The organism is Bradyrhizobium sp. (assembly GCF_036735945.1).
Classification (GTDB): Bacteria; Pseudomonadota; Alphaproteobacteria; order Rhizobiales; family Xanthobacteraceae; genus Bradyrhizobium.
Genome location: NZ_DAINNI010000003.1, coordinates 38,564 through 61,673 on the forward strand (window position 1 = coordinate 38,564; position 23,110 = coordinate 61,673).

The 23,110-nt window shown below is 64.7% G+C and carries 28 protein-coding genes; 12 read left to right on the top strand and 16 right to left on the bottom strand.

The features are described from left to right. Positions 1-27: 27 nt before the first annotated feature. The 5 genes from V7E26_RS01830 to ggt all read right to left on the bottom strand — a co-directional run bounded on the left by V7E26_RS01830 (position 28) and on the right by ggt (position 4,547). Positions 28-765, bottom strand: a complete 738-nt coding sequence (locus V7E26_RS01830) for an enoyl-CoA hydratase/isomerase family protein (RefSeq protein ID WP_324412865.1) — start codon at positions 763-765, stop codon at positions 28-30. 47 nt (positions 766-812) lie between these two features. Continuing rightward, a complete protein-coding gene (locus tag V7E26_RS01835; protein ID WP_324412867.1) occupies positions 813-1,328 on the bottom strand; it encodes a cupin domain-containing protein in 516 nt (171 codons plus the stop codon). A gap of 129 nt (positions 1,329-1,457) precedes the next feature. Then, a complete protein-coding gene (locus V7E26_RS01840; RefSeq protein WP_324412869.1) occupies positions 1,458-2,438 on the bottom strand; it encodes a D-2-hydroxyacid dehydrogenase family protein in 981 nt (326 codons plus the stop codon). Between the two features lie 23 nt (positions 2,439-2,461). Further along, positions 2,462-2,875 carry an FKBP-type peptidyl-prolyl cis-trans isomerase gene (locus V7E26_RS01845; RefSeq protein ID WP_324413078.1) on the bottom strand — a complete coding sequence of 138 codons (414 nt, stop codon included), beginning with the start codon at positions 2,873-2,875 and terminating at the stop codon, positions 2,462-2,464. An 85-nt stretch (positions 2,876-2,960) separates the two neighbouring features. Then, positions 2,961-4,547 carry a gamma-glutamyltransferase gene (ggt, locus tag V7E26_RS01850; RefSeq protein WP_324412870.1) on the bottom strand — a complete coding sequence of 529 codons (1,587 nt, stop codon included), beginning with the start codon at positions 4,545-4,547 and terminating at the stop codon, positions 2,961-2,963. A 203-nt stretch (positions 4,548-4,750) separates the two neighbouring features. Here ggt and trhO point away from each other — a divergent pair, with 203 nt between their 5' ends. Together trhO and V7E26_RS01860 are read left to right on the top strand one after the other, a co-directional pair. Further along, positions 4,751-5,500 (top strand): oxygen-dependent tRNA uridine(34) hydroxylase TrhO, encoded by a 750-nt coding sequence (trhO, locus tag V7E26_RS01855; protein ID WP_324412873.1) that lies wholly within the window; start codon positions 4,751-4,753, stop codon positions 5,498-5,500. Continuing rightward, complete coding sequence (locus V7E26_RS01860; protein WP_324412875.1) at positions 5,493-5,708, top strand: SlyX family protein; 216 nt, start codon at positions 5,493-5,495, stop codon at positions 5,706-5,708. The genes trhO and V7E26_RS01860 overlap by 8 nt, the downstream gene beginning before the upstream one ends. Positions 5,709-5,792: 84 nt before the next feature. Here the strand turns inward: V7E26_RS01860 and V7E26_RS01865 are convergent, their stop codons facing one another. Further along, positions 5,793-6,008, bottom strand: coding sequence for a hypothetical protein (locus V7E26_RS01865; protein ID WP_324412877.1), 216 nt, complete (start codon positions 6,006-6,008; stop codon positions 5,793-5,795). Positions 6,009-6,133: 125 nt separating this feature from the next. On the opposite strand from V7E26_RS01865, the gene hemE reads away from it, so the two are divergent. Beyond that, entirely contained in the window at positions 6,134-7,180 is a 1,047-nt protein-coding gene (gene hemE / locus V7E26_RS01870; protein ID WP_324412879.1) for a uroporphyrinogen decarboxylase, read from the top strand. Between the two features lie 95 nt (positions 7,181-7,275). Here hemE and V7E26_RS01875 read toward each other — a convergent pair whose 3' ends face one another. From V7E26_RS01875 to V7E26_RS01885, 3 genes are all read right to left on the bottom strand, one after another. After that, positions 7,276-8,889 (bottom strand): GMC family oxidoreductase, encoded by a 1,614-nt coding sequence (locus V7E26_RS01875; RefSeq protein WP_324412881.1) that lies wholly within the window; start codon positions 8,887-8,889, stop codon positions 7,276-7,278. A gap of 91 nt (positions 8,890-8,980) precedes the next feature. Continuing rightward, the gene (locus V7E26_RS01880; protein ID WP_324412883.1) at positions 8,981-9,754 is read right to left on the bottom strand and encodes an enoyl-CoA hydratase-related protein; all 774 of its coding nucleotides are present in this window, start codon (positions 9,752-9,754) and stop codon (positions 8,981-8,983) included. Then, positions 9,751-10,188, bottom strand: a complete 438-nt coding sequence (locus tag V7E26_RS01885; protein WP_324412885.1) for a MarR family winged helix-turn-helix transcriptional regulator — start codon at positions 10,186-10,188, stop codon at positions 9,751-9,753. The genes V7E26_RS01880 and V7E26_RS01885 overlap by 4 nt, the downstream gene beginning before the upstream one ends. Before the next feature lie 144 nt (positions 10,189-10,332). Between V7E26_RS01885 and V7E26_RS01890 the strand changes: the two genes are divergently transcribed. Genes V7E26_RS01890 through V7E26_RS01925 form a run of 8 tightly spaced genes read left to right on the top strand, consistent with a single transcriptional unit; the run spans position 10,333 to position 17,072 of the window. After that, positions 10,333-11,082 carry a GntR family transcriptional regulator gene (locus V7E26_RS01890; RefSeq protein WP_324412887.1) on the top strand — a complete coding sequence of 250 codons (750 nt, stop codon included), beginning with the start codon at positions 10,333-10,335 and terminating at the stop codon, positions 11,080-11,082. 49 nt (positions 11,083-11,131) lie between these two features. Further along, positions 11,132-12,103, top strand: a complete 972-nt coding sequence (locus V7E26_RS01895) for an ABC transporter substrate-binding protein (RefSeq protein ID WP_324412888.1) — start codon at positions 11,132-11,134, stop codon at positions 12,101-12,103. Positions 12,104-12,113: 10 nt separating this feature from the next. Further along, positions 12,114-12,869 carry an ABC transporter permease gene (locus V7E26_RS01900; RefSeq protein ID WP_324412890.1) on the top strand — a complete coding sequence of 252 codons (756 nt, stop codon included), beginning with the start codon at positions 12,114-12,116 and terminating at the stop codon, positions 12,867-12,869. Continuing rightward, the gene (locus tag V7E26_RS01905) at positions 12,848-13,645 is read left to right on the top strand and encodes an ABC transporter ATP-binding protein (RefSeq protein ID WP_324412892.1); all 798 of its coding nucleotides are present in this window, start codon (positions 12,848-12,850) and stop codon (positions 13,643-13,645) included. Before V7E26_RS01900 ends, V7E26_RS01905 begins: the two co-directional genes overlap by 22 nt. An 8-nt stretch (positions 13,646-13,653) precedes the next feature. Further along, on the top strand, positions 13,654-14,454 hold the full coding sequence (locus V7E26_RS01910) for an ABC transporter permease (RefSeq protein WP_324412894.1): 801 nt from the start codon (positions 13,654-13,656) through the stop codon (positions 14,452-14,454). A gap of 11 nt (positions 14,455-14,465) precedes the next feature. Next, positions 14,466-15,131 carry a polysaccharide deacetylase family protein gene (locus V7E26_RS01915; protein WP_324412896.1) on the top strand — a complete coding sequence of 222 codons (666 nt, stop codon included), beginning with the start codon at positions 14,466-14,468 and terminating at the stop codon, positions 15,129-15,131. Next, on the top strand, positions 15,128-15,997 hold the full coding sequence (locus V7E26_RS01920; RefSeq protein WP_324412898.1) for a fumarylacetoacetate hydrolase family protein: 870 nt from the start codon (positions 15,128-15,130) through the stop codon (positions 15,995-15,997). Before V7E26_RS01915 ends, V7E26_RS01920 begins: the two co-directional genes overlap by 4 nt. A 34-nt stretch (positions 15,998-16,031) precedes the next feature. Continuing rightward, positions 16,032-17,072, top strand: coding sequence for a uroporphyrinogen decarboxylase family protein (locus V7E26_RS01925; RefSeq protein ID WP_324412900.1), 1,041 nt, complete (start codon positions 16,032-16,034; stop codon positions 17,070-17,072). A gap of 121 nt (positions 17,073-17,193) precedes the next feature. Here V7E26_RS01925 and V7E26_RS01930 read toward each other — a convergent pair whose 3' ends face one another. From V7E26_RS01930 to V7E26_RS01960, 7 genes are all read right to left on the bottom strand, one after another. After that, a complete protein-coding gene (locus V7E26_RS01930) occupies positions 17,194-17,802 on the bottom strand; it encodes a nuclear transport factor 2 family protein (protein ID WP_324412902.1) in 609 nt (202 codons plus the stop codon). A 15-nt stretch (positions 17,803-17,817) separates the two neighbouring features. Next, complete coding sequence (locus tag V7E26_RS01935; protein WP_324412904.1) at positions 17,818-18,087, bottom strand: hypothetical protein; 270 nt, start codon at positions 18,085-18,087, stop codon at positions 17,818-17,820. Further along, positions 18,084-19,073: a DUF2778 domain-containing protein gene (locus V7E26_RS01940; protein WP_324412906.1), complete on the bottom strand. Its 990-nt coding sequence runs from the start codon at positions 19,071-19,073 to the stop codon at positions 18,084-18,086. The genes V7E26_RS01935 and V7E26_RS01940 overlap by 4 nt, the downstream gene beginning before the upstream one ends. A 222-nt stretch (positions 19,074-19,295) precedes the next feature. Beyond that, positions 19,296-19,721, bottom strand: coding sequence for a DOPA 4,5-dioxygenase family protein (locus V7E26_RS01945; RefSeq protein ID WP_324412908.1), 426 nt, complete (start codon positions 19,719-19,721; stop codon positions 19,296-19,298). 116 nt (positions 19,722-19,837) lie between these two features. Next, entirely contained in the window at positions 19,838-20,398 is a 561-nt protein-coding gene (locus V7E26_RS01950; RefSeq protein ID WP_324412910.1) for a carboxymuconolactone decarboxylase family protein, read from the bottom strand. Between the two features lie 61 nt (positions 20,399-20,459). Then, the gene (locus V7E26_RS01955; protein ID WP_324412912.1) at positions 20,460-20,993 is read right to left on the bottom strand and encodes a VOC family protein; all 534 of its coding nucleotides are present in this window, start codon (positions 20,991-20,993) and stop codon (positions 20,460-20,462) included. 65 nt (positions 20,994-21,058) lie between these two features. Further along, entirely contained in the window at positions 21,059-21,856 is a 798-nt protein-coding gene (locus tag V7E26_RS01960; protein ID WP_324412914.1) for an SDR family NAD(P)-dependent oxidoreductase, read from the bottom strand. A 199-nt stretch (positions 21,857-22,055) separates the two neighbouring features. Here V7E26_RS01960 and V7E26_RS01965 point away from each other — a divergent pair, with 199 nt between their 5' ends. Continuing rightward, positions 22,056-23,087 carry a LacI family DNA-binding transcriptional regulator gene (locus V7E26_RS01965; protein WP_324412915.1) on the top strand — a complete coding sequence of 344 codons (1,032 nt, stop codon included), beginning with the start codon at positions 22,056-22,058 and terminating at the stop codon, positions 23,085-23,087. Positions 23,088-23,110: the final 23 nt, after the last annotated feature.

Sequence of the window (23,110 nt, forward strand, 5' to 3'; positions counted from 1 at the left end):
CGCAACCCGCACGTTGCCGTGCAATTCCTACTTGCCCTTGAACTCGGGCTTGCGCTTTTCGGCGAAGGCCTTGACGCCTTCCTTGAGGTCCTCGCTGTCCCTGATGGCATCGAGCATACGGCGCACCTCGGCGACCCCTTCCAGCGGTCCCTTGGGCATGGCGTCGCGGGCGAGCTTCTTCAGGGCGCGCACCACCAGCGGGGCATTGGCCGCAATCTTGGCCGCCATCTCCTGGGCCAGCACGACGTGCTGTCCCTTCGGCGCCACCTTGTTGACGAAACCGATCTGGTAGGCGCGCTCCGCCGACATCTCCTCGCCGACCAGCAGAAACTCCATCGCGATCTTGTGCGGCATCCGCGCCATCACCGAGGAGACGCCGCCGGCGGTGGTGCCGATCTTGCCTTCGGGATAGATGAAGCGCGTCGTCTCCGAGGCCACGCACATGTCAGCCATCTGCACCAGTACGAAGGCGCCGCCGACCACCCATCCCGACGTCGCGGCGATCACCGGCTTGTCCAGATCGACACCCAGCCCCGGCACCGCATGCCACATGTTGACCGGGAGATCCCTGACATCGGCGCCGACCGAAAAATACTTCTCCTCGGACGATGCGAGCACCGCGACGCGGTCGTCGCTGTCCTGAAAGCGCTGCCAGGCTTCGCGCAGCTCGTCGCATAGCGCGTTGTTGAGCGCATTATGGGCGGAGGCGCGGTCCATCGTGATGGTGGCGACGTGGCCTGCGCTCTCGTAGCGAACGAGCCTCATGGCATTCCTCCCGCGCCATCCTCAACGACGGCGATGATTGTTATTCTTTATTTCTTCTCGGCGGGATCGCGGTGCACCGGATCGACCCACAGCACGCTCTCGGGCTTCTCCACCGGCTCGATGTCGAGGTTGATCGCAACCGCCTCGCCGTCGCTGCGCACCAGCACGCACTCCAGCACCTCGTCCGGGCTGGCGTTGATCTCCTGGTGCGGCACATAGGGCGGCACGAAGATGAAATCGCCGGGGCCGGCTTCAGCGGTGAATTGCAGGTGCTCGCCCCAGCGCATGCGCGCCTTGCCCTTCACGACATAGATGATGCTTTCGAGATGGCCGTGATGGTGCGCACCGGTCTTGGCGTCGGGCTTGATCGTCACGGTCCCCGCCCACAATTTCTGCGCGCCGACGCGGGCGAAATTGATCGCGGCCTTGCGGTCCATGCCCGCGGTCGAAGGCACGTTGGGATCGAGCTGATTGCCCGGAATGACGCGGACACCGTCATGCTTCCAGCGCTCGTCGTGATCGTGGTGATGGTGCGAATGGCTGTGGTCGTGCGTGCCGGTCATGGGGCGCCTTCTCGAAAGATCGTTTGTCCTGAAACTATCGAAAAGCAGGGCAGCAAACCAGAAGATAAAGGCGTCTGCGGCGCATGGGCGCCCCGGCTTTCGTCATGGCGGGGCGCACCCGCCGCCCTCTCAACGCCGGCGGGACATCACGTCCGGATTGACGACATTCGTCGGCGTTCCCGCGGCGTAGGCCAGGATCTGGTCGAAGATATCGGTGAACTGGAGTTCGTATTCGTCGCGCGAGACGTAGCCGAGATGCGGCGTGCAGACCACGTTATCCATGGTCAATAGGGGATCGTTGACGTCGCGCAGCGGCTCCTTCTCGTAGACGTCGACCGCGGCCATCCCGGGACGCCCGGCGCGCAGCGCATTGACCAGCGCATTCGGCTCGATCAGCGGCGCGCGGCTGGTGTTGACGAGGAGCGCTGACGGCTTCATGCGCGCGAGATCTTCCGCCTTGACGATGCCGCGCGTCGCGTCGACGAGCCGCATGTGCAGCGAAACCACGTCGCACCGCTCGAAGAAATCGGCCTTGCCGGCTGCGGTCGCATGGCCGTCGGCGCGGGCCTTCGCCATCGCCGGCTCTCGCGCCCATACCAGCACGTCCATGCCGAACGCCTTGCCGTAGCCGGCAACGACGGCGCCGATCCGCCCGTAGCCATAGATGCCGAGCGTCTTGCCGCGCAGCGTATGGCCGACGCCGATCTGCCATTTGCCGGCCTTGAGCGCCGCCATCTGCTGCGGAATGGCGCGCATCGCCGCCAGGATCAGGCCCCAGGTGAATTCGGCGGTCGCATAGGACGGCGTATCGGCATGCTGGCTCGACGACACGATGATGCCGAGCCGGGTGCAGGTATCGATGTCGATATGCGGAAACACGCTGCGCTGGCTGATCAGCTTCAGGTTTGGCAGGCGCTCCAGCAGCGGCGTACGGATCTGCGTGCGCTCGCGGATCAGCACCAGCGCCTCTGTGTCCTTCAGGCGTTCCGCCAGCACGTCGACGCCCTGGACGTGATCGTTCCAGATGGTGACGTCATGCCCGGCGAGCTTGGCAAAACAGTCGAGGGTGCGCAGCGTGTCGAAATAATCGTCGAGGATCGAGACCTTCACGGTGCGCCTCCCTCGTTTGCGCCTTACTTCACCGCCAGCAATTCGACGTCGAACATCAGCGTCGCATTCGGCGGGATGACGCCGCCGGCGCCGCGCGCGCCGTAGCCGAGCGCAGGCGGAATGATCAGCGTGCGCTTGCCGCCGACCTTCATGGAGGCGACGCCCTCATCCCAGCCGCCGATCACCTGACGCTGGCCGATCTTGAACTCGAACGGCTCGTTGCGATCCACCGAGGAATCGAACTTCTTGCCCTTCTGGCCGTTCTCGTAGAGCCAGCCGGTATAGTGCATGACGCAGGTCTGGCCTGGCGTCGGCGATGCGCCGGTGCCGACCTTGCTGTCGATGATCTGCAAACCTGAAGCTGTGGTCATGGGTTTTCCTGCGGTCTGGGCCGATGCCGTGCTGACGGCAGCGGGCGTGGCAACCGCGGCTGCCATGGCGGCAAAGGCGGTCTGGAAGATCGTGCGTCGGGAAAAGCGCATCGTTGAACCTCTTTTTCGGAGAGACGGAGCTTCTAGACGCTCAATAGCCCAGCGCGCAACCGTCCTTGCGGGGATCGGAGCCGCCGGTCAGCGTGCCCTTTTCCCAGTCGATCCAGATCGCCTGGCCGCCGCCGAGCGGGGCGACCACGCTGGTGGTCTTGTGCCCGATCTTTTTCAGGCCCTCGACGATTTCGGCCGGCACGCTGTCTTCGAGCTGGTAGACGCCCTCATAGTGCAGGCCGCGCGGCATATCGATCGCTTCCTGCACGTCGCAGCCATAGTCGAGGATGTTGGTCAGCACGTGGCTCTGACCGACCGGCTGATACTGGCCGCCCATCACGCCGAACGGCATCACTGCGCGGCCATTTTTGGTGGCAAGGCTCGGAATGATCGTGTGCAGGGGCCGCTTGCCCGGCGCGATGCAGTTCGGGTGGCCGGGCTGAATCCGGAAGCCGCCGGCCCGATTCTGCAGCAGGATGCCGGTCTTGTTGGAGACGATCGCCGAGCCGAACGAATGCGCGATCGAGTTGATGAAGGAACAGACGTTGCGGTCCTTGTCGACCACGGTGATGTAGACGGTGGACGGATTCATCGGCGGCGCGACATTGGGCAGATCGAGCAGCCGGTCCATCCGGATGTTCTTGATATGCTCCTCGGCGAATTCCCTGGCGAGAATGCCCGCGACATCGACATGCACCTGCGCGGGATCGCCGATATATTGCTCACGCATCATGTAGGCGATGCGGGCGGCTTCGGCCTCGAGATGGAAGCGCTCGATGCTGAGCGGCTTGAACTTGGTGAGATCGAAACGGGAGAGGATATTGAGCATCACCAGCATGGTGATGCCGGGGCCGTTCGGCGGGCACTGCCAGACGTCGTGGCCCTTGTACACGGTGCCGATCGGCGACGTCGCCTCGGTCGAATGCGCCGCAAAATCCTCCAGCGTGTGCAGGCCGCCGATGCCGCGCAGGGTTTCCACCATGTCCGCGGCAATCTCGCCGCTGTAGAACGCATCGCGGCCGTTCCTGGCGATGGCGCGCAGCGTCTTGCCGAGCTCCGGCTGGCGGATCACGTCGCCGGCCACCGCCGGCTTGCCGTGCGGCAACAGATATCGCCCGGTATTGGTGCCGTTCTTCAGCTTCTCGAACTGGTTCTTCCAGTCGAAGGCGATGCGCGGCGCGACGACGTAGCCCTCTTCGGCGGCCTTGATTGCAGGCTGCAGCAGGCTGTCGAGCCCCATCTTGCCGTGGTCGCGCAGGATCGTGTCCCAGGCGTCGATCGCGCCGGGAATGCTCACCGCATGGGCCGACGTCAGCGGCACCGAGTGAATCTTGCGCTCGAGATACCATTCGGCCGTGGCGGCCATCGGCGCGCGGCCGGAGCCGTTATAGGCGACGATCTTGCCCTCGCCCTTGGGCTGGATCAGCGCGAAGCAATCGCCGCCGATGCCGGTCGATTGCGGCTCGATGACGCCGAGCAGCGCGCAGGCGGCCACCGCGGCATCCACCGCCGTACCGCCGGCGCGCATCACGTCGATCGCGGCGAGCGCGGCCTCGGGATGCGACGTCGCCACCATCGCATTCTGGGCATGGACCGTGGAACGGCCGGCAAAATGGAAATTCCTCATCGCGCGTGCTTTCTCTCAGCGTTGCTCTTCAGCGTTGCAAGTGCATCCCGCAGGGTGGGCATCGCGGGTTCGGCAGCGTTCTTGGCACATTCCTCCCGGGCAGGGCAATGGCTGGCATGCCAATGCGGCATCGGGGGCAATGCGCGGAATTTGCAGGGCTTTGCGGGGTTTCCCGTCCCCGGCGGGCCTGATAAACGATCGCCATGCTCAAGGTCGCCGCCCTCTATCAGTTCGCCGCGCTGCCGGACTTCCGGGAGTTGCGCGAGCCGCTGCGCGCGCTTGCCGACAGCCTCGGCATCAAGGGCAGCGTGCTGCTGGCGCACGAGGGTATCAATGGCACGGTCGCGGGCAGCGATGAGGGCATCGACGCGCTCGTCCAGGCATTGCAGCACGGCGACCTCTTCGGCGGCCGGCTCGACAACCTCGAACTCAAGTTTTCGCGCGCTGCCGCGATGCCGTTCCAGCGGCTCAAGGTCCGCCTGAAGAAGGAAATTGTCACGCTCGGCGATACCGCCGCCGATCCGACGCGGCAGGTCGGCATCTATGTCGAGCCCGCGGATTGGAACGCGTTGATTGCAGCGCCCGATACGCTCGTGATCGATACCCGCAACGCCTTCGAGGTTGCGATGGGTACGTTCGAAGGCGCGATCGATCCCGGCATCACGAGCTTTGGCCAGTTCAAGGATTTCGCCGCGGAGAAACTCGATCCGGCGAAGCACACGAAGATCGCGATGTTCTGCACCGGCGGCATCCGCTGCGAGAAGGCGAGCGCCTATTTGCTGGCGCGCGGATTTGACGAGGTCTATCACCTCAAGGGCGGCATCCTGCGCTATCTGGAAGGCGTCCCTGAATCTGAAAGCCGCTGGCGCGGCGAATGCTTCGTTTTCGACGAGCGGGTGGCGCTGGGCCATGGTCTGCGGGAGCACAAGATGAACGGCGGCTCCGATGAGTGATGTCAAAGGCCTCGGCGAACGGATCGATGCGCTGGAAATGCGGATTGCCTACCAGGACGAAACCATCGAGACGCTGAACCAGACGATCACGGCGCAATGGGCCGAGATCGACAAATTGACGCGCCAGTTCGGCGAGCTCAAGGAACGCGTGCGGGAAGCCGAAAGCAATGTGCCGGGCCCTGCGAACGAACGGCCGCCGCATTATTGAGACGAGCAAAGCAAGGGCGGCTTGCCCACGACAAGCCGCCTTCGTCTGATGACGCGCTTGAATGCAGTTGCGCCGGAACCTCGCCTAGCGGAATACGGCGAGCACCTTGTTCCAGAGCGACGGGGTCTCGGCGTCGACCTTTGACGGCGCCGGCTGTACGGCGCTCACGGGATCCGATGCGGGAAACGTATCGACCAGACCCTTCTCGAGCTTTTCATGCATTTCCCGGTCGGCCAGCATCGCCTCGCGGGGATCGGCAGCATGCTTGTCATGCGGCGCAGGGTTGAATTTCTCAGCCATTGGGTACCTCCATGGCCTGGATAACGCGGCGGATTTACACCGGTTCCACATCAGTCCTTGGCCAGGCAGGTCGCTGCGTGTATCAGGAGCGCAGCTATCCATCGCCGCTCGCAGGAACTCTCCGATTGTCCCAGACATCCCCGGTCAAACCCTTCATCGAAGTGCTCTCCGGCCGCAGGCAGCAGGTGCCGCCGGCATGGATGATGCGCCAGGCCGGCCGCTATCTGCCCGAATATCGCGAGCTGCGCGCCAAGGCCGGAAGCTTTCTCGATCTCTGCTTCACGCCGGAATATGCCGCCGAGGTGACGCTGCAGCCGATCCGCCGTTTCAACTTCGACGCTGCGATCATCTTCTCCGACATTCTCGTCATCCCCCATGCGCTCGGCCGCTCGGTGCGCTTCGAGGCCGGCGAAGGCCCGCGGCTCGATCCGCTGGATACGCCCGAGAAGGTGGCGACACTGGCGCGCGGCGCCGATTTCGGAAAGCTCGAGCCGGTCTATGAAGCGTTGCGCCGTGTGCGGCGCGAGCTCGCCTCCGACATCGCGCTGATCGGCTTCTGCGGCGCACCGTGGACGGTGGCGACCTATATGGTCGCCGGTCAGGGCACACCGGACCAGGCGCCGGCGCGGATGATGGCCTATCGCCATCCGGAGGCGTTCGCGCAAATCATCGACACGCTGGTGGAGAATTCGATCCAGTATCTGCTCGGGCAGCTCGCCGCCGGTGCGGACGCGCTGCAGATCTTCGACACCTGGGCCGGCGTGCTGCCGCCGCGCGAATTCGAGCGCTGGTCGATCGAACCGGCGAAACGCATCGTCGCCGGCGTGCGCGCGAAGGTGCCTGACGCCAGGATCATCGGCTTTCCCCGCGGCGCCGGCGCATTGCTGCCGGCCTATGTCGAAGCGACCGGCGTCAACGCGGTCAGCATCGACTGGGCGGCCGAACCGTCATTGATCCGCGAGCGCGTGCAGAACCGCGTCGCCGTGCAGGGCAACCTTGATCCGCTGGCGCTGATTGCGGGCGGCGCGGCGCTGGACCGCGCGGTCGACGACGTGCTGGCGAACTACGCGCAGGGAAGGCTGATCTTCAATCTCGGCCACGGCATTCAGCCGGAAACCCCGATCGCGCATGTCGAGCAGATGCTGAAGCGGGTGCGGGCGTACAAGGGGTGACACTCGTAGCCCGGATGGAGCGCAGCGCAATCCGGGAACGGTCCCTCCGTGACGAGCAACCCCGGATTGCGCTGCGCTCCATCCGGGCTACGTGCCTACCTTGCATCCTCCAGAATCATGTCGGACGCCTTTTCCGCGATCATGATGGTCGGCGCATTGGTATTGCCCGACATCAGGTCCGGCATGACGGACGCATCGACCACGCGCAGGCCCTCGATGCCGCGCACGCGCAAGCGCTGGTCGACGACCGCGAGCGGATCGCTGCCCATGCGGCAGGTCGAGGTCGGATGATAGACCGTGCTGCCGGTCCGCCGGCAGAAATCCAGCAACTCGTCGTCGCTCTGCACCTTGGGGCCGGGATCGACCTCGGCAACCGCGTAGGCCTTCAGCGCCGGCGCCGCGAGGATCCGGCGCAGGATGCGGACGCCATCTATAAAGGCGCGGCGATCGGTTTCGGTCGCCAGATAATTGATGCGAATTTCCGGCGGCTGGGCGGGATCGGCGCTCTTGATGCGCAGCGAGCCGCGGCTCTCGGGGCGCAACTGGCAGACCGATGCGGTGAAGCCGGACAGCGAGTGCAGCTTCTCGCCCATCTTGTCGGTCGAGAACGGCAGGAAGTGAATCTGGATATCGGGTGACGCCAGCCGCGGACTGGTCTTGAAGAAGGCGCCGGAGGTGCCGGCGGCAATCGTCAGCGGTCCCTTGCGCAAGGCCGCATATTGAATGCCTGCCATCACCCGGCGGACGGGGTTGTTGACGATGTCGTTCAGCGTGATCTTTTGCGCACAGCGCGTGACGATGCGGACCTGCATGTGGTCCTGCAGATCGTTGCCGACACCGGGCGCATCCAGCACGATCTCGATGCCATGCTGCTTCAGAAGGTCCGCCGGACCGACGCCGGAGAGCTGCAGCAATTGCGGCGAATTATACGCCCCGCTCGAAACGAGGATTTCCTTGCGCGCCCGTGCGGTGCGCAAACGGCCATCCTGCTTGTATTCGACCGCCCTGGCGCGGCGGCCTTCGAACAGGATGCGCTGCGCCAGCGCGGATGTCTCGATGTGCAGATTGCTGCGGCCCTTCGCCGGGCGCAGATAGGAGAATGCCGAACTGGCGCGGCGTCCGCGTCTCGTCGTGGTCTGGAAGAATCCGGCCCCCTCCTGGGTTGCCCCGTTGAAATCGGGATTGGTCGGAATGCCGGTCTCGGCGGCGGCAAGCACAAAGGCTTCCGACAGCGGATCACGATGCCGCCAGTCGGATACCGGGAGCGGGCCGCCGGTGCCGTGATATTTGTCGCCGCCGCGCTGCTGGTTCTCGGCCTTCCTGAAATAGGGCAGCACGTCGTCATAGCCCCAGCCGGCATTGCCGCGCTGACGCCAGCGGTCATAGTCCTCGTGCTGGCCACGCACATAGAGCAGGCCGTTGATCGAGCTCGAACCACCCAGCACTTTTCCGCGCGGCTGGAACACCTGCCGCCCGTTCAAGCCGGGTTCCGGCTCGGTCTGGTACATCCAGTTGACGGATTTTTCCTTGAACAGCTTTCCGTAGCCGACCGGTACGTGGATCCAGAGATTGGTATCCTTCGGTCCCGCCTCCAGCAGCAGGACCGAGTGCTTGCCATCGGCGCTCAGGCGATTGGCGAGCACGCATCCGGCCGAGCCGGCACCGACGATCACGTAGTCGAATTCGGAAGCTTGATTGTTCTTGTTCATTGGTTTCCTCCGCACGCAACCCTCAAACAGGTAGCGGCACCGCCACGGACGGTCAATTGCCGCGCGGTCGCGGGCGGGCGAACACGCCGGCTCAGCTTGCCAGCTTCAGAAAATCCGGCGGCCGCCGTTCGGCGAACGCCGCGAAGGCTTCGCGCGCTTCGGCGGTCGTCAGCCGCTCCGCGAACTGCCGGCTCTCCGCCATGACCTGCGCCAGCAGCACTTCGGGGTTGCGCATCAGGCGCTTGGTGATGCTGATGGCTCCCGCCGGCTGCTTCGCAAGACGCAATGCGAGCGTCTTCGCCTCGGCATCGAGCCTGTCGAGCGGTACGACGCGATTGGCGAGCCCCCAGGCCAGCGCGGACCTGGCGTCCACGGCCTCGCCGAGCGCGAACATCTCATAGGCGCGCGCATAGCCGATGCGGAGCGGCATCAACAGGCTGGAAGCAGCTTCCGGCACCAGGGCGAGACTGACGAACGGCGTCGACAGCAGTGCGTTCTCGGCCAGCATGACCAGATCGCAATGCAGCAGCATGGTGGTACCGATGCCGACGGCGCGTCCCTGTACGGCCGCGACCAACGGGCGGCTCGATTTCGCCAGCACCTGCACGAAGCGGCTGACATGCCGCTCGCCCTGAAATGCGCCGGTCGCCATCGCTGCGAACTCGCCGACGTCGTTGCCGGCCGTGAACATGTCGCCCTCGCCGCGGATCAGCACGACGCGAACGGATGTATCGGTCTCGGCCGCTTCCAGGGCATCGGCCAGCACACCGTACATCGCGTTGGTCAACGCGTTCTTCTTGTCGGGTCGCGCCATCGTCAGGCTCAGAATCCCGTCGTTCTTCTCGATCTTGATATGCTCGGTCATTCGTCTTCTCCTTTGGGAAATTTGCTCTGCATGCTGGTGAGCCAGCGCGCGACGACATCGATCTCGGCTTCGGTGAATCCGTCCGCGAGGCGTGCGTTGATCTCGGAGAGCCCAGCCTTCGACTGCGCCAGCGCGGTGCGCCCGCCAGGCGTCAGCCAGAGCCGCCACGCCCGACCGTCCTCAGGGTCGGCGCGGCGCTGGATCAGGTTCGCGGCGGTCATCCTGTCTACCAATCCACTGATTCCGGGCGGGCCGAGATCGAGCGCCGCGCCCGCCTCCCCTATCAGCACGCCGTCGTGCTGGCCCAGCACGAACAGCAGGCCCGACTGCGAGGCCGTAACCCCGTTCCTCTGCTTCTGCGCCGCCATCCAACGCTGCAGCCGGCGCTGCGCGACGTTGAGCAGGAACACCAGGCGGTGCTCGCGCGGGCTCATCCGGGCGTCATTTTATTTCGCATGCGAACTATCTACGCCGCCGCTGCACGCCTGTCACCAGGAATCAGCGTGCAGAGCGTTCGTTCGAATTTCCAGTTATAACAATATCATATCGAAAAAATCGATTTTCGATTGACGGCTTTGATGTCCCTAGCCAATCTGCACGCCATGAGCAGCGTCGGGTTGAGTTTTGGTGAGCGCGCCGAGGAACGGCCTCGAAGCCTGACGTCCGCCGTCCAGGAGCGTCTGCGTGCCGACATTCTCTCGACCCGGCTGCTGCCCGGCCAGAAGCTGCACATCGCCGGGCTTGCCAAACAGTTTTCCGTCAGCCTCGCCGCGGTGCGCGAAGCGCTGTCGCGGCTGGTTGCGGACGGGCTGGTGCAGGCCTCCGACCAGCGCGGCTTCCGTGTCAGCCCGGTATCGCCGGCCGATCTGCGCGACGTGACGCAAACCCGCGTCGATATCGAGGGGCTGGCGCTGCGCCGCTCGATCGAATGCGGCGATGCCGCCTGGCTTGCCTCGGTCGAGAAGTCGTTCGCGGCACTGTGCGCCGTTCCTTACACCTATCCCGACGATCCGACCCATCACTACGAGGAATGGGTGGTCCGGCACCGCATCTTCCATCGCACGCTGGTCAATGCCTGCGGCTCGCAATGGCTGCTCGGCTTTCGCGACGTGCTGCATGAACAGAGCGAGCGCTATCGGCGGCTTTCGATTCGGCGCGACACGGAAAAGTCTCGCAATGTGGAGGCCGAACACACCGCCATCGTGCAGGCAACGCTGAAGCGCGACGCCGATGCCGCGGTCGCAGCCCTCGCCAAGCATTTCACGACGACGATGAATCTCGTCCAGCTCGCGCCGCCGACAGCTTCCGGGGGTGGCGCCGCGGCCTGATCATTCGAACGGCAAACCAAATCAAGAAACGCAAAGGGGAAACGTCACAATGAAAATCTCGCGACGCCACACGCTGGCAACGATCGTGCTGGCGGCCTTGCTCGGCCTGCCTTCCATGGCGCAGGCCGCCGACAAGGTCCGCATCGGCCTTCCCACCAAGACCTACTGGCCGACCACGATCGCGGAAACCGCGGTCCGGCAAAAACTGTTCGAGAAGGAAGGCATCGCAGCCGAACTGACGATCTATCGCGGCGGCGCCGAGACGTTCGAGGCGATGGCGGCGGGCGCTGCCGACGTCATTCTCGACGCCACCTCGCTGGTATCGGCCGGGCGCAAGAAGGGCGTGAACTCCAAGGTGCTCGCGAGCGCCGCCACGGGCTATTACGGCTGGCAGTTGATGACGCTTTCGAAATCGACACTCGCGGTCAAGGATCTGGCCGGCAAGAAGGTTGCTATCACCTCGGCGGGCTCCGGCTCCGACCTGCTGGCGCTGTGGACCCAGCAGGACAAGAAGATCGAATTCACCCGCGTGCCCGTCGGCGGCGGCGGCCTGGTGCCGAACCTGCTCGCCGGCAACGTCGACGCCGCCGTCGTCTATTCGCCGCTGAGCTTCCAGATCTCCAAATCGGGCGAAGCGCGCACCATCCTCGACTTCTCCAAGGAGGTGCCGCCGAATCTGGCGGCCGGCTGGATCGCGCTCGACAAATATGCGCAGGAGAAGCCGCAGGTCGTGCAGAAGACGCTGAACGCGCTGTATGGCGCACTGATGTTCATGCGCGCCAACAAGGACGCCTCCGTCAAGCTGATCACCGAGCTCTATGAAATTCCGGCCGAGATCGCCGCGCTGGAATATGAAAACACGATCATGAAGCTGGAGACCGACGGCGGCATGGACGGGCCGAAGATCCCCGAGCAGCTTCAGCTCGCACTCGACATGGCCAAGGCCGGCGGCATGAAGGACCTCGGGCCGGCGGCGGAGATCATCTCGACGCAGTTCAAGCCGGTTCCGACAAAATTCTGAGACTGGTGCGATGCAAAGCGGGCTCGGCGTAAAGGCGGCGCGGGTCGCCATCGTGGTGGCGCTGTTCGCGATATGGGAAATCCTGTCTCGGACCGGCATCGTCAACCCGCGCCTGCTTCCCTCCGCCTCCGATACGCTGGCGACGCTCGGCGATCTCCTGCAGCGGGCGAGCGTGCGCAAGGATCTGGTTGTCACCGCCACGGAAGTGGTGACCGCCTTCGCGCTCGCGGTTCCCGTCGGCGCGCTGATCGGCTTTCTGATCGCGGAGAACCGCTACTTCGCCGACGTGGCAAAGCCGCTGCTGTTCTTCGCCTTCAGCATTCCGAAATCGATCTTCCTGCCGATGTTCATCCTGGTGTTCGGCGTCGGCTTCTCGCAGAAGGTCGGTTTCGGCTTCTTCTCGACCATCTTCATCGTGATCATGTCGACCACGACAGCGGTGGAGTCGGTCAAGGTCGAGCATCTGACGGTCGCCCGCTCCTATGGCGCGACGCCGATGCAGACCGCGTTCCGCGTCTATCTGCCGAGCATGCTTCCGGTCCTGCTGGAAGCGCTGCGGATCTCGATGATCTTCAATCTCACCGGCGTCATCCTCGCCGAGATGTACGCCTCGCGCGACGGCATCGGCCATCAGATCGCGACCTGGGGCGAGAATTTTCAGATGAAGCAGTTGCTGGCCGGCGTGTTGATGATCGCCGCGATCGCGATTGCCTTCAACGAACTGGTCAGATGGGTGGAAACACGATGCAGCCATTGGCGAACATAACCCCGCTGAAGCCGGCCGGCGCGATCGAGGTCCGCAACGTCGGGCAGATCTTCAAGACCACGACGCAGGATGTCGTTGCGCTGGAAAACGTCTCGCTCGACGTCAGGCCCGGCCGCTTCGTCGTGCTGGTCGGTCCGAGCGGCTGCGGCAAGTCCACGCTGTTGATGATGATGGCCGGCCTGCGCCAGCAGACCTCGGGCGCCATCACGATCAGCGGCGCTCCGATCCCCGAGCCCGATCCGAACCGCGTCGGCGTCGTGTTCCAGGAAGCCAGCCTGTTTCCCTGGCTGACGGCGGAAGAGAACGTCGAGTTTCCGCTGGCGCTTCGCGGCGTTGCGAAAAGCGATCGCCGCGCCCGCGCGCAGGACGCGCTGAAGCTGGTCGGTCTCGACGGCTTCGGCAAGCGTCATCCGCATGAACTGTCCGGCGGCATGAAGCAGCGCGTCTCGATCGCGCGCGGCCTGGTGCAGGATCCGCCGGTGCTGTTGATGGATGAGCCGTTCGCCGCGCTCGACGAGCAGACCCGCATGACCATGGGCGACGAACTGCTGCGGATCTGGGCCGCGACCGGAAAGACCGTGGTGTTCGTCACCCACAGCCTGACGGAGGCGGTTTACCTCGCCGACGAGGTGATCGTGATGTCGCCGCGGCCCGGCCGCATCGTCGACCACCTTCAGGTCTCGCTGCCCCGCCCGCGCACCTACGAGATGCTGAGCGGCGACACCTTCGGCAACCTGCGTGACCGCATCTGGCGGCACATCCGCAAATCGGCGTGAGGGCCATCATGAGCGCCGCAACGCTTCGCAGATTGATCTTGATCGGCCTGATCGTGCTGTGGGAAGTGCTGCCGCGCGCCGGCCTCATTCCCGAGCTGTTCCTGCCGTCGCTATCGTCGACGCTCGTAGCCGGCTGGAACGAGGCCGGCGAATACGGTCATGCCCTCGCCGTGACGCTTTACGAGGTCGCGATCTCGATGGCGTTCGCGTGCGGCGGCGGCATCCTGCTGGGCGCCATCGTCGGCAGCCTGCCGCGGCCGCGCATCCTGATCATGCCGATGGTCTCGAGCCTCTACGCGGTGCCGCTGGTCATCCTCTATCCGGTATTCACCGTCTGGCTCGGGATCGGTTCGGAATCCAAGATTGCGTTCGCCTCGATCTACGGCTTCCTGCCGACGATGCTGGCCACGGCGGCCGGCATCCAGACCATCGATCCGCAATTGCTGCTGGCGGCGCGCAGCATGGGCGCCACGCTGAGCCAGCGGTTGGTGCGGGTCATCATCCCGGCGGCGATCCCGACCGTGCTGTCCGGGCTTCGCGTCGGCGGCGCGCTCGTCATTGTCGGCGTCGTCGTCTCGGAAATGCTGATTTCGTCCGCCGGCATCGGCTATCTGATCTCGCGCTACCGCACCATCCTGGACAGCCCGCACGTGTTCGCGGGCGTGCTGCTGGTGCTGGCGATGGCGATCGCCTTTAATGCCGCGATCAAATGGATCGAGCGCAAGGCCGCGATCTGGCAGACCGGCACCCGCGCCGGTCAAAACGCGGCGGAAGAGATCGCGCCGACAGCCTTGCAGCCTGCGACCTGACGGAGGGCTGCGTGTTCGGCCTGACGTTGACATTCGACAATGGTCCCGAGCCCGGCGTGACGCCGCGCGTACTCGACACCTTGCGCGAACGCGGCATCAAGACGACGTTTTTCGTGATCGGCAAGAAGCTCGGCGATCCCGAGCGGCGCAGCCTGGCGGCGCGCGCCCATGACGAAGGCCACTGGATCGGCAACCACACTTTTACGCACACGGTGCCGCTGGGACAGCAAGGTGATCCGGACGCTGCCGAGAAGGAAATCGGGCGGACGCAGGCCGCGATCGGCGAACTCGCCCACCCAAATCGCTGGTTCCGCCCGTTCGGTGGCGGTGGCAACCTCGACAAACGGCTGTTGAAGCCGTCCGTGGTCGACTACCTCACGCGCAACCGGCATAGCTGTGTGCTCTGGAACGCGATCCCGCGCGACTGGGACGATCCTGACGGCTGGGCCGATCGGGCGCTGGAACAATGCCGGTCGCAGCCATGGAGCCTGATGGTCCTGCACGATCTACCGAGCGGCGCGATGAACCATCTCGAAGGCTTTATCGACCGTGCCGTGCAAGCCGGCGCATGCTTCCGCCAGGATTTTCCACCCGAGTGCGTCCCGATCCTGTCAGGCGAAATCGTGCGCCCCATCGAATCCTATGTTTCCTCCATCGAAGAAAGTGTCAGAGCATGAAGATCGCGAGTTTCAAGGCCGGCCCGTCGGCGACCTATGGCCTGGTGACGCCAGCCGGCATCGTCGATGCCGGCAAGCGGCTGAAGCAGTGGCCGACCCTGAAATCGTTGCTTGCGAATGGATCGCTGGATGCGCTGAAGGCGCTGCAGGGCGAACGGCCCGACTATGCGTTGGCCGAGATCGAGTTGCTGCCGACCGTCCCCGACCCGGACAAGATCTTCTGCATCGGCGTCAACTACGCCACCCACCTTGCCGAAAGTGGCCACCCCACTCCGCCGCATCCGATGATCTTCACCCGTTTCGCCAACAGCCAGGTCGGCGGCGGCCAGCCGATGATCCGCCCGCTGGAATCGGCGCGGTTCGACTATGAGGGCGAAATGGCCGTGATCATCGGCAAGACCGGCCGCCGCATCTCGCGCGAAACCGCGCTTGCGCATGTCGCAGGCTACGCCTGCTACAATGACGGCAGCATCCGCGACTGGCAGCGCCACACCTCGCAATTCGCGCCGGGCAAGAATTTTGTCGGCACCGGCGGCTTTGGACCATGGATGGTCACGACGGACGAACTCCCTGACATCAGCAAGCAGACGATTGCGACCCGGCTCAACGGGGTCGAGGTGCAGGCCGCGCCGATCTCGGACCTCGTGTTCGACGTCCCTGCGCTGATCGCCTATTGCTCCACATTCACCGAGCTTGTCTCCGGCGACGTCATCGTCACCGGTACCACCGGCGGCGTCGGCGCCTACCGGACGCCGCCGCTGTGGATGAAGGACGGCGACGTGGTCGAGGTTGAAGTATCCGGCATCGGCGTGCTGCGCAATCCGGTCAAGGACGAGGTCGCCGCGACCGCGACGCGCGCGGCCTGAGAATAGAGACAATAACGAGAGCACGGAGACGATCATGAACCTGCCGAAACACCTGCTGCCGACCACCGTTGTCGGCAGCTACCCGCAGCCGGAGTGGCTGGTCGATCGCGCGATGCTGTCCAAGGTGGTGCCGCGCACGCGCATGCATGCGATGTGGCGGCTGCCGGCCGGGCATCTGGAGGAGGCGCAGGACGATGCGACCATCGTTGCGATCAGGGACATGGAGCGCGCCGGGATCGACATCGTGACCGATGGCGAAATCCGCCGTGAAAGCTATTCCAACCGCTTTGCGACCGCGCTAGAGGGCGTCGACGACGAAAACCCGGCGATGATCACCTCACGCAGCGGACACGCGACGCCGGTGCCGCGCGTCGTCGGCCCGGTGAAGCGTCGTGGCCCGGTCGAACTGCACGATATGGAGTTTCTGCGCCAGAATACCGATCGCGCGGCCAAGATCACCCTGCCCGGCCCGTTCACGATGAGCCAGCAGGCGAAGAACGAGTTCTACAAGGACGACGAGGAACTGGCGATGGCGTTTGCCGAAGCGGTCAACGCCGAAGCGCGGGATCTGCAGAAGGCCGGTGCCGACGTCATCCAGCTCGACGAACCCTGGGTGCGCAACAACCCTGATGTGGCCCGGCGCTATGCAGTAAAGGCCATCAACCGCGCGCTCGAAGGCATCACCGTGCCGACGGTGGTGCATCTCTGCTTCGGCTATGCGGCGGTCGTGCCCGGCTCGACCAAGCCGGCCGGCTATTCCTTCCTCGCCGAACTCGCCGACACCAGGGCCGAGCAGATCTCCATCGAGGCCGCGCAGCCGAAGCTCGATCTCGGCGTGCTCAAGGATCTGTCATCCAAGAAGATCATGCTCGGCGTGCTCGACCTCGGCAATCCCGAGATCGAACCGGCGGAGGTCGTCGCAGATCGCATCCGCAACGGGCTGAAGCACGTTGCCGCGGATCGCCTTGTCGTCGCTCCCGACTGCGGCATGAAATACATGCCGCGCCATATCGCGTTCGGAAAGCTCAAGGCGATGTGCGATGCGGCCGCGGCCGTCCGGAAAGAGATCAGCTAGGTTCGGGCCACCCGATCAGGCCGACAAATGGCCCGGAACGGTCCTATCCTACTTTGCATGGGGTTGTTTTCGAGATTTTGTGTATGGACCTGCGCTGGGTCCCGAACGCGAGATCGTCCACCTATATCGGATTACCTTTCAGCCACGCAGCGCCGCGCGCGTATAAGGCCTCGACTTCCGGCCCTTTCAGGCCGGGCATGTCGCGCTTCACGGTGTAGCCGATGCGGGTCTGCAGATAAGCGAGGTGGCGGTAGCCCGGTGGAAACTGATCGAGCAGCGCCTTGTCGAGAACGGGCGCCGCACCTGGGGTGACCGGGTCCATGCGGTCCTTCTCGTAGATCGGCTGGCGCAGCACGATGCCCCAGCGTCCCTCACGCTTCTCGAGGAAATCGTAGAACCGCCCGGTGCAGAGCACGTCGCACAGCACCCCTTCGACCTCGGCGCGCTGCGAGATCGTCATCTTGGTCTGCGAGATCGCGCGGGCGCCTGCGATGTCCACCGAGATGCCGCCGAGGAAATGCAGGATGCTGACGTTCTTGGCCCAGGCCTGCTTGCTGATCTCGATGAACTCGTCGCCGGTGCCCTGCGTCCAGGTCGCCATCATGCGGCCGTCCGCATGCCAGACGGTGCGGAAGCGCTCCCAGTCGCCGGCGTCGCGCCAGATCGCCCAGTTCTGCAGCAATTCGCGGATCAGGCGATCGTCGTCAATTTCGGCGTGACTTGCGGGCATGCGGGCGCGTCCTTCTCACAACAGCCTGGCGCGGATGAACAGCGCACGCAACGCGTCGGTCGCCTGCACGGTCAGCATGGCGTTGCCGGCGGCGCGATGCAGTGCCTGAACGGCGTCCTGATGCAGTGCGCGGAATTCGATCCATTCGATCGAGCCCAGACTGGTGATGAAGCGATGCGCCTGACCGACGGTCGAGATCGATACCGTCTTGCCGTTCAGGTCGATCTGGAAAACCGCGCGCAGCGGCGTATCGCAATCCGAAACGCCGCCCGCAACAGCGGTCATGACGGAGACGGGGAACGCCGCGACGCTGTAAGTCCCTCACGCATGTTCGGTACCACGACGAGGCGCTTCACCTCGCCATTCCGGTAGGCCTGCAGGAAGCTGTCGTAATCCTTGATCGAAACGCAACCGTTGGAATCGCCGTTGGGCCCGAGCATATAGCTGTGCACGAGCAAGCCCGTCCGCCCATGCATTTCGTTGTCGCCCACCGGCGTCATGCGCAGCGCCGCGACGCCATGAAACAGTTTTTCGCGCGGCCGCAAATCGTAGACGTTCGGCGGTGTCGCGCCGACCATGCGCTGGTCGACATGCGCCGGGTTGTCCATCAGCGTGCCCAGTCCCGAATGCGCCTCGAGCCTGGTGCCGTTAGGCAGGTACACGGTGCGCGCCGAAATGTCGTAGACGGCGGTCTGGCCGTCATAGCCAAGCGCGCCGAGGTCCTTGCGCTCGCCGAGCAGCCCGTCGCCCGGCGTCAGCGAGGCCAGCGTGAACTTCATCGGCACGAGATCGGCCAGCTTCTCGAACATCGTGCGGTTGTCGGACGAGACCGTCGGCGGATCGCTCGGCGGCGACTGAAGGTTGGCCAGAACCGGCCGGGCCCTCGGCAGTGGGATCGAGGCTTCAGCCGTCGGAGCGGACACAGTCGGCGGAACGTCTTGCGCCTCGCGCAATTGCCCGCCCAACTGGCCTTCGATGTGACCGAACTCTGCCTCGAAATCCGCGCGTTGCGAACGGGCAGCCGGGCGCCATGGGTAGCTCATGGCCAGCGAACGGCGCACCGAGCTTGTCCCAAAGCGCTCCTCGAACGAGGGACCGCTGGCGATCTTGGCGGATGCGGGATTGATCCAGCCAGCCAGGTCGAAATCGGTTGCCCAGACAGTGAGCCCCAGCGCCATAGCCACCGCTGCGGCGCCGAATGCCGCCTCGCGGAGCAATCGGCTACCGCGGCTCGAAGCAAGCCCGCCTGCGCTGGTCTTCGCCCTGTTCATTCGTCCCCGGTTCGGCGCTTTGGAATCACGTCTGATTCCCCGGATTCGCCGAATAACCCCACCATAATGAAAACCAAAGTAAGGCATAATCGAGACGAGCGGAAGCGGCGATCGTGGCAGGCCCACTGAACTTTATTCCACGGCATCCCGGGGGCTGAAGCTGCGATACCCAAGCCGGGGCGTATTGAATCACCGCGGCTTTTCGCACTGCGAAAGGTGGCGTCAGGCCCGCAGGATCGGATTGGTATTGGGCACCGGCGCCTGCTCCATTTCGGCATGGTCAGGCAATTTGTCGCCGTGGACCGCCAGCGCCGGCCCGATCCAGATCGGGTCAGCCAGATGATCCCGGCGCGGGTTGGTCGTGTTCGGATGGACCAGAACGCTCAGCTTGCCGTGGTTCAGCATCAGCCAGGGCACCAGTTCGGCGAAAATCTCGCGGGCAAACGCCACCTGGTACATGGCCTCGTCGTGCGGGCCGACCTTGACGTCGTGCCATCGCCCGAGCGTGACCGAGAACCGCTCGCCGATCCAGGTGCGCAACTGCTCGGCATCGGCCTTTGTGGTCGCCGGGTCGTAGTAGATGTGGGCGTGATAGCTGGCGATCTCACGCAGCGGTCGCGGACCGCTCGCTTCAGGCTCATCCGTCATCTCACGCGCTCCACGCCGTTGCCTCCATGCTGCATCGGATGATGCGCCGCATCGGACGGAGCGGTCAATCCGCAGATTTCGGCCCCCCGCGGGGGCGGCCTGAGACGAGCCTTGAATCAGCCCGGTCGCTTCTTTCCTCCCTCGAAGACGGTCATCCCAGCCGCGGGATCGAGGTCCACTTCGGTCGCCTCGGTCAGGCGGGCCATCGTCATGTAGAAGCCGATCGCGAGGATCGATTCGACGATCTCCTGCTCGCTGAAATGCCGGCGCATGTCGGCGAAGACCGGCGCTGAAACACGCACGTTCTCGATCACCTCGCGGCCGAACGCCAGGAGCGCCTTCTCGGCGGAATTGAACGCGGCGTCGTCATACATGGCCTGTTCGATGCAATCGATCTGGCGCTGCGTGACGCCGACGCCGAGCGCGATCGGCACATGCTGCCGCCACTCATATTCGCCATGCTCCCACTGCGCGACCTGCAGGATCAGCAATTCGCGATTGACGTGGCTGAGCTTCTGACGGTGCAGGATCGAATTGGCGAACCGCATCGCCGGAATGAAATTGGCCTCGGCATGCGCCATCATCCGGAAGATGTTCAGGACGACCGGCATCCTGTCAAAGGAGGCGCGGATGTCGCCGCTGGTTGCCGCCGGGTCGATCAGGGGAAGTCTGGCCATCCGTTTTCCTTGTCCTTGTTGTTTGGCTTTTCGCTGCAGATATGTGCGCGGTGCGCTTGGCTCAGCGGCCGCCGACGGTCCGGATCGGATCGGAGCCGTCCCAGTTGGCGGCGACTTTCCGGATATGCTCGAAGAAGCTCCCCTTGCTGCCGCTGATATCGGAGATCTCTACCACCGTGCCGGGATGGGCCTGGGTGTCGAAATAGGCGAAGCGGCCCTTCTCGCCGCCGATCTGGCCCTCGTGGCCGACCTTGTAGCCGAGCGAGCGCGCGCGGTCGTAGAGGTCCTGATAGTCGCGCGTCCAGTATGACATGTGCTGCAGGCCTTCGCGCCCCTGGTCGAGGAACTCCTTGTACATCGAGGGTGCGTCGTTGCGCTGCTGGATCAACTCGATCTGCAGATCGCCGGAATTGGCCAGCGCGATGCTCATCTCGACGGCGGAGTCCTGCCCGCGGTGGCGGAAGTAGTCGGTCTTCACCCGGTCGATGTAGTACCAGGGGCCGACGCCCATCACATTGACCCAGTGATCCATGGCGGCGCGGATATCGCGCACGACATAGCCGTTCTGGCAGACCGCACCAAAGATACGACTCACAACGACCTCCCGCCTGCTTGCGGGCGGCACAAAGTGCCGCCCGTTGTTCTTTTCGATCGCGCCGTTCAGCCGATCGACCTGCCGCCGTCGATCACGAGTTCGGTGCCGGTGACGTAGCGGCTTTCGTCGCCGGCGAGCCACAAGATGCCGTTGGCGATATCCTCCGGCGCGGCCTTGTAGCCGAGCGGCACGGCGCGTTCGGTAAGCTTGTCGAGCGTCGGCCCGCGCTCGCGCCCGCCTTGCGAGCCGTCCTCGACGGTGCCGATCAGCGTGTCCCATATCGCGGTTTCGGTAATGCCGGGATGCAGCGAGTTGACGCGCACGCCGTCCTTGGCGGCCGCGCATTCCAGCGCGACCGATTTCGTGAACAGCCGCACGCCGCCCTTGGTCGCGCAATAGCCCGAGACGTTGGGCGAGGCCTTGATTCCGGCGATCGAGGAAACGTTGATGATGCTGCCGCCACCGCCTGCCCGCATCAGCGGCAGCGAATATTTCACGCCGAGGAAGACGCCATCGAGATTGACGGCCACCTGCCGCTTCCAGTCGGCGAACGCCATGTCGACGACCGAACCCGACAGGCCGATCCCGGCATTGTTGACGAGAACATCGAGCCTGCCGAAGCGTTTGCTGACCTCTGCGATGACCGACTGCCAGTCTTCCTCGCGCGTCACGTCGTGGTGGTAGTACGCGCCCTCGCATCCATCGGCGCGCAATTCGCGCAGCAGGCTTTCGCCGTGCTCGTCCTGCAGATCGGTCGCGACGATCCTGGCGCCCTCGCGCGCCAGCATCTTCACCGCGCTGCGCCCGATGCCGTTGGCAGCGCCGGTCACAAGGGCGACTTTTCCTTCGACGCGCCGCGTCATGGCTCGATGCGCCTCCCCGTTCGCCCGCTTGTTATCGAGCGGTAGCAGCCGTTCGCCGCCTCGCTCCCGGTTTCTGGAAACGTTTCCATACTTCATTCCAGAGTTGCAAGCAAGATGCATATTTTTGGTCATTGTAGCTTGTATATCGTTTCCAGATCGCTAAGTTCTCGGCCGTTCGTTCCGACCGAGGAGCCCTGCAATGCGCCGAGCGCAGCCCGCGCGCGCCACCATTCGCGATGTCGCCGCTCAGGCCGGCGTATCGGTCAGCAGCGTCAGCCGGGTCATGAACGGCGAGCCCCATATCAGCCCGGAATTGCACGCGAAGATCATGCGCGCGGTGAACCGCCTGCGGTTCGAGCCGCATTCGGCGGCGCAGGCCCTGCGTTCGCGCGAGAGCAAGACGATCGGCTGCATGGTCTCCGATCTGTCGAACCCGCTCTACAGCGAGATGATCAACGGCGCGGAAGAGGAATTTCAGCGCGCCGGCTATGTGCTGATGCTGGCGGCAACCCGCCACGAGGAAGATCGCGAGACCGCGTTCATCTCGGCGGTCCGGCGGCGTCGGATGGACGGATTGCTGCTGTTTGCCGGCGACAACGCCCACCATGATTTCACCGGCGCACTGGCCAACCTCGACCTGCCCTGCGTCGCGATCGACCGCGAGGTGCCGGGCGTGCCGACGGTGCGCGCCGACCATCGCGGCGGCGGCCTCGAGATCACGCGCTATCTGATCGGCCTCGGCCATCGCCGGATCGCCCTGCTCACCGGACGCGCGGCCCTGCTGCCGAGTTCGGAACGCGTCGCCGGCTATCGACAGGCCCATGCCGAGGCGAAGCTGGAGGTCGATCCCGACCTGATCCGGCCGCAGACCCAGGGGTCCAGCACCGCCTTCAGCGATGTCTGTCAGTTGCTGCGGGACCCCAACCGGCCAACAGCGATCATCACGCTGGGCACGCATATGCTGGCAGGCGTGATGGACGCCCTCTCCAGCGGCGGCCTGCGCTATCCCGACGACGTCTCGCTGGTGTGCATCGGCGACACTGACCTCGCGCGCCATGCAACGCCGGGGATCTCGGCGCTGACCTGGGATCTCGACCAGATGGGCCGCCTCGCCGCCAACATCCTGCTCGAGCGCATCCGCGGCGGCGGCGAAGCGCGGAAGATTCGGCCGGTTTACCTGCCGACACGATTCATCCTGCGGCACTCCGGCGCCCGGCCTCGTTCGCCCTGATGTCGCAATAGCGCTGCCGATCC

Coding starts and splice junctions, on each gene's coding strand:
- V7E26_RS01920 (WP_324412898.1), top strand. CDS start 15,128: ATGAAGATCGCGAGTTTCAAGGCCGGCCCGTCGGCGACCTATGGCCTG.
- ggt (WP_324412870.1), bottom strand. CDS start 4,547: ATGAGGAATTTCCATTTTGCCGGCCGTTCCACGGTCCATGCCCAGAAT.
- V7E26_RS01965 (WP_324412915.1), top strand. CDS start 22,056: ATGCGCCGAGCGCAGCCCGCGCGCGCCACCATTCGCGATGTCGCCGCT.
- V7E26_RS01960 (WP_324412914.1), bottom strand. CDS start 21,856: ATGACGCGGCGCGTCGAAGGAAAAGTCGCCCTTGTGACCGGCGCTGCC.
- V7E26_RS01900 (WP_324412890.1), top strand. CDS start 12,114: ATGCAAAGCGGGCTCGGCGTAAAGGCGGCGCGGGTCGCCATCGTGGTG.
- V7E26_RS01875 (WP_324412881.1), bottom strand. CDS start 8,889: ATGAACAAGAACAATCAAGCTTCCGAATTCGACTACGTGATCGTCGGT.
- V7E26_RS01930 (WP_324412902.1), bottom strand. CDS start 17,802: ATGCCCGCAAGTCACGCCGAAATTGACGACGATCGCCTGATCCGCGAA.
- V7E26_RS01935 (WP_324412904.1), bottom strand. CDS start 18,087: ATGACCGCTGTTGCGGGCGGCGTTTCGGATTGCGATACGCCGCTGCGC.
- trhO (WP_324412873.1), top strand. CDS start 4,751: ATGCTCAAGGTCGCCGCCCTCTATCAGTTCGCCGCGCTGCCGGACTTC.
- V7E26_RS01905 (WP_324412892.1), top strand. CDS start 12,848: ATGCAGCCATTGGCGAACATAACCCCGCTGAAGCCGGCCGGCGCGATC.
- V7E26_RS01880 (WP_324412883.1), bottom strand. CDS start 9,754: ATGACCGAGCATATCAAGATCGAGAAGAACGACGGGATTCTGAGCCTG.
- V7E26_RS01895 (WP_324412888.1), top strand. CDS start 11,132: ATGAAAATCTCGCGACGCCACACGCTGGCAACGATCGTGCTGGCGGCC.
- V7E26_RS01885 (WP_324412885.1), bottom strand. CDS start 10,188: ATGAGCCCGCGCGAGCACCGCCTGGTGTTCCTGCTCAACGTCGCGCAG.
- V7E26_RS01835 (WP_324412867.1), bottom strand. CDS start 1,328: ATGACCGGCACGCACGACCACAGCCATTCGCACCATCACCACGATCAC.
- V7E26_RS01890 (WP_324412887.1), top strand. CDS start 10,333: ATGTCCCTAGCCAATCTGCACGCCATGAGCAGCGTCGGGTTGAGTTTT.
- V7E26_RS01925 (WP_324412900.1), top strand. CDS start 16,032: ATGAACCTGCCGAAACACCTGCTGCCGACCACCGTTGTCGGCAGCTAC.
- V7E26_RS01845 (WP_324413078.1), bottom strand. CDS start 2,875: ATGGCAGCCGCGGTTGCCACGCCCGCTGCCGTCAGCACGGCATCGGCC.
- V7E26_RS01950 (WP_324412910.1), bottom strand. CDS start 20,398: ATGGCCAGACTTCCCCTGATCGACCCGGCGGCAACCAGCGGCGACATC.
- V7E26_RS01940 (WP_324412906.1), bottom strand. CDS start 19,073: ATGAACAGGGCGAAGACCAGCGCAGGCGGGCTTGCTTCGAGCCGCGGT.
- V7E26_RS01830 (WP_324412865.1), bottom strand. CDS start 765: ATGAGGCTCGTTCGCTACGAGAGCGCAGGCCACGTCGCCACCATCACG.
- V7E26_RS01860 (WP_324412875.1), top strand. CDS start 5,493: ATGAGTGATGTCAAAGGCCTCGGCGAACGGATCGATGCGCTGGAAATG.
- V7E26_RS01910 (WP_324412894.1), top strand. CDS start 13,654: ATGAGCGCCGCAACGCTTCGCAGATTGATCTTGATCGGCCTGATCGTG.
- V7E26_RS01865 (WP_324412877.1), bottom strand. CDS start 6,008: ATGGCTGAGAAATTCAACCCTGCGCCGCATGACAAGCATGCTGCCGAT.
- V7E26_RS01945 (WP_324412908.1), bottom strand. CDS start 19,721: ATGACGGATGAGCCTGAAGCGAGCGGTCCGCGACCGCTGCGTGAGATC.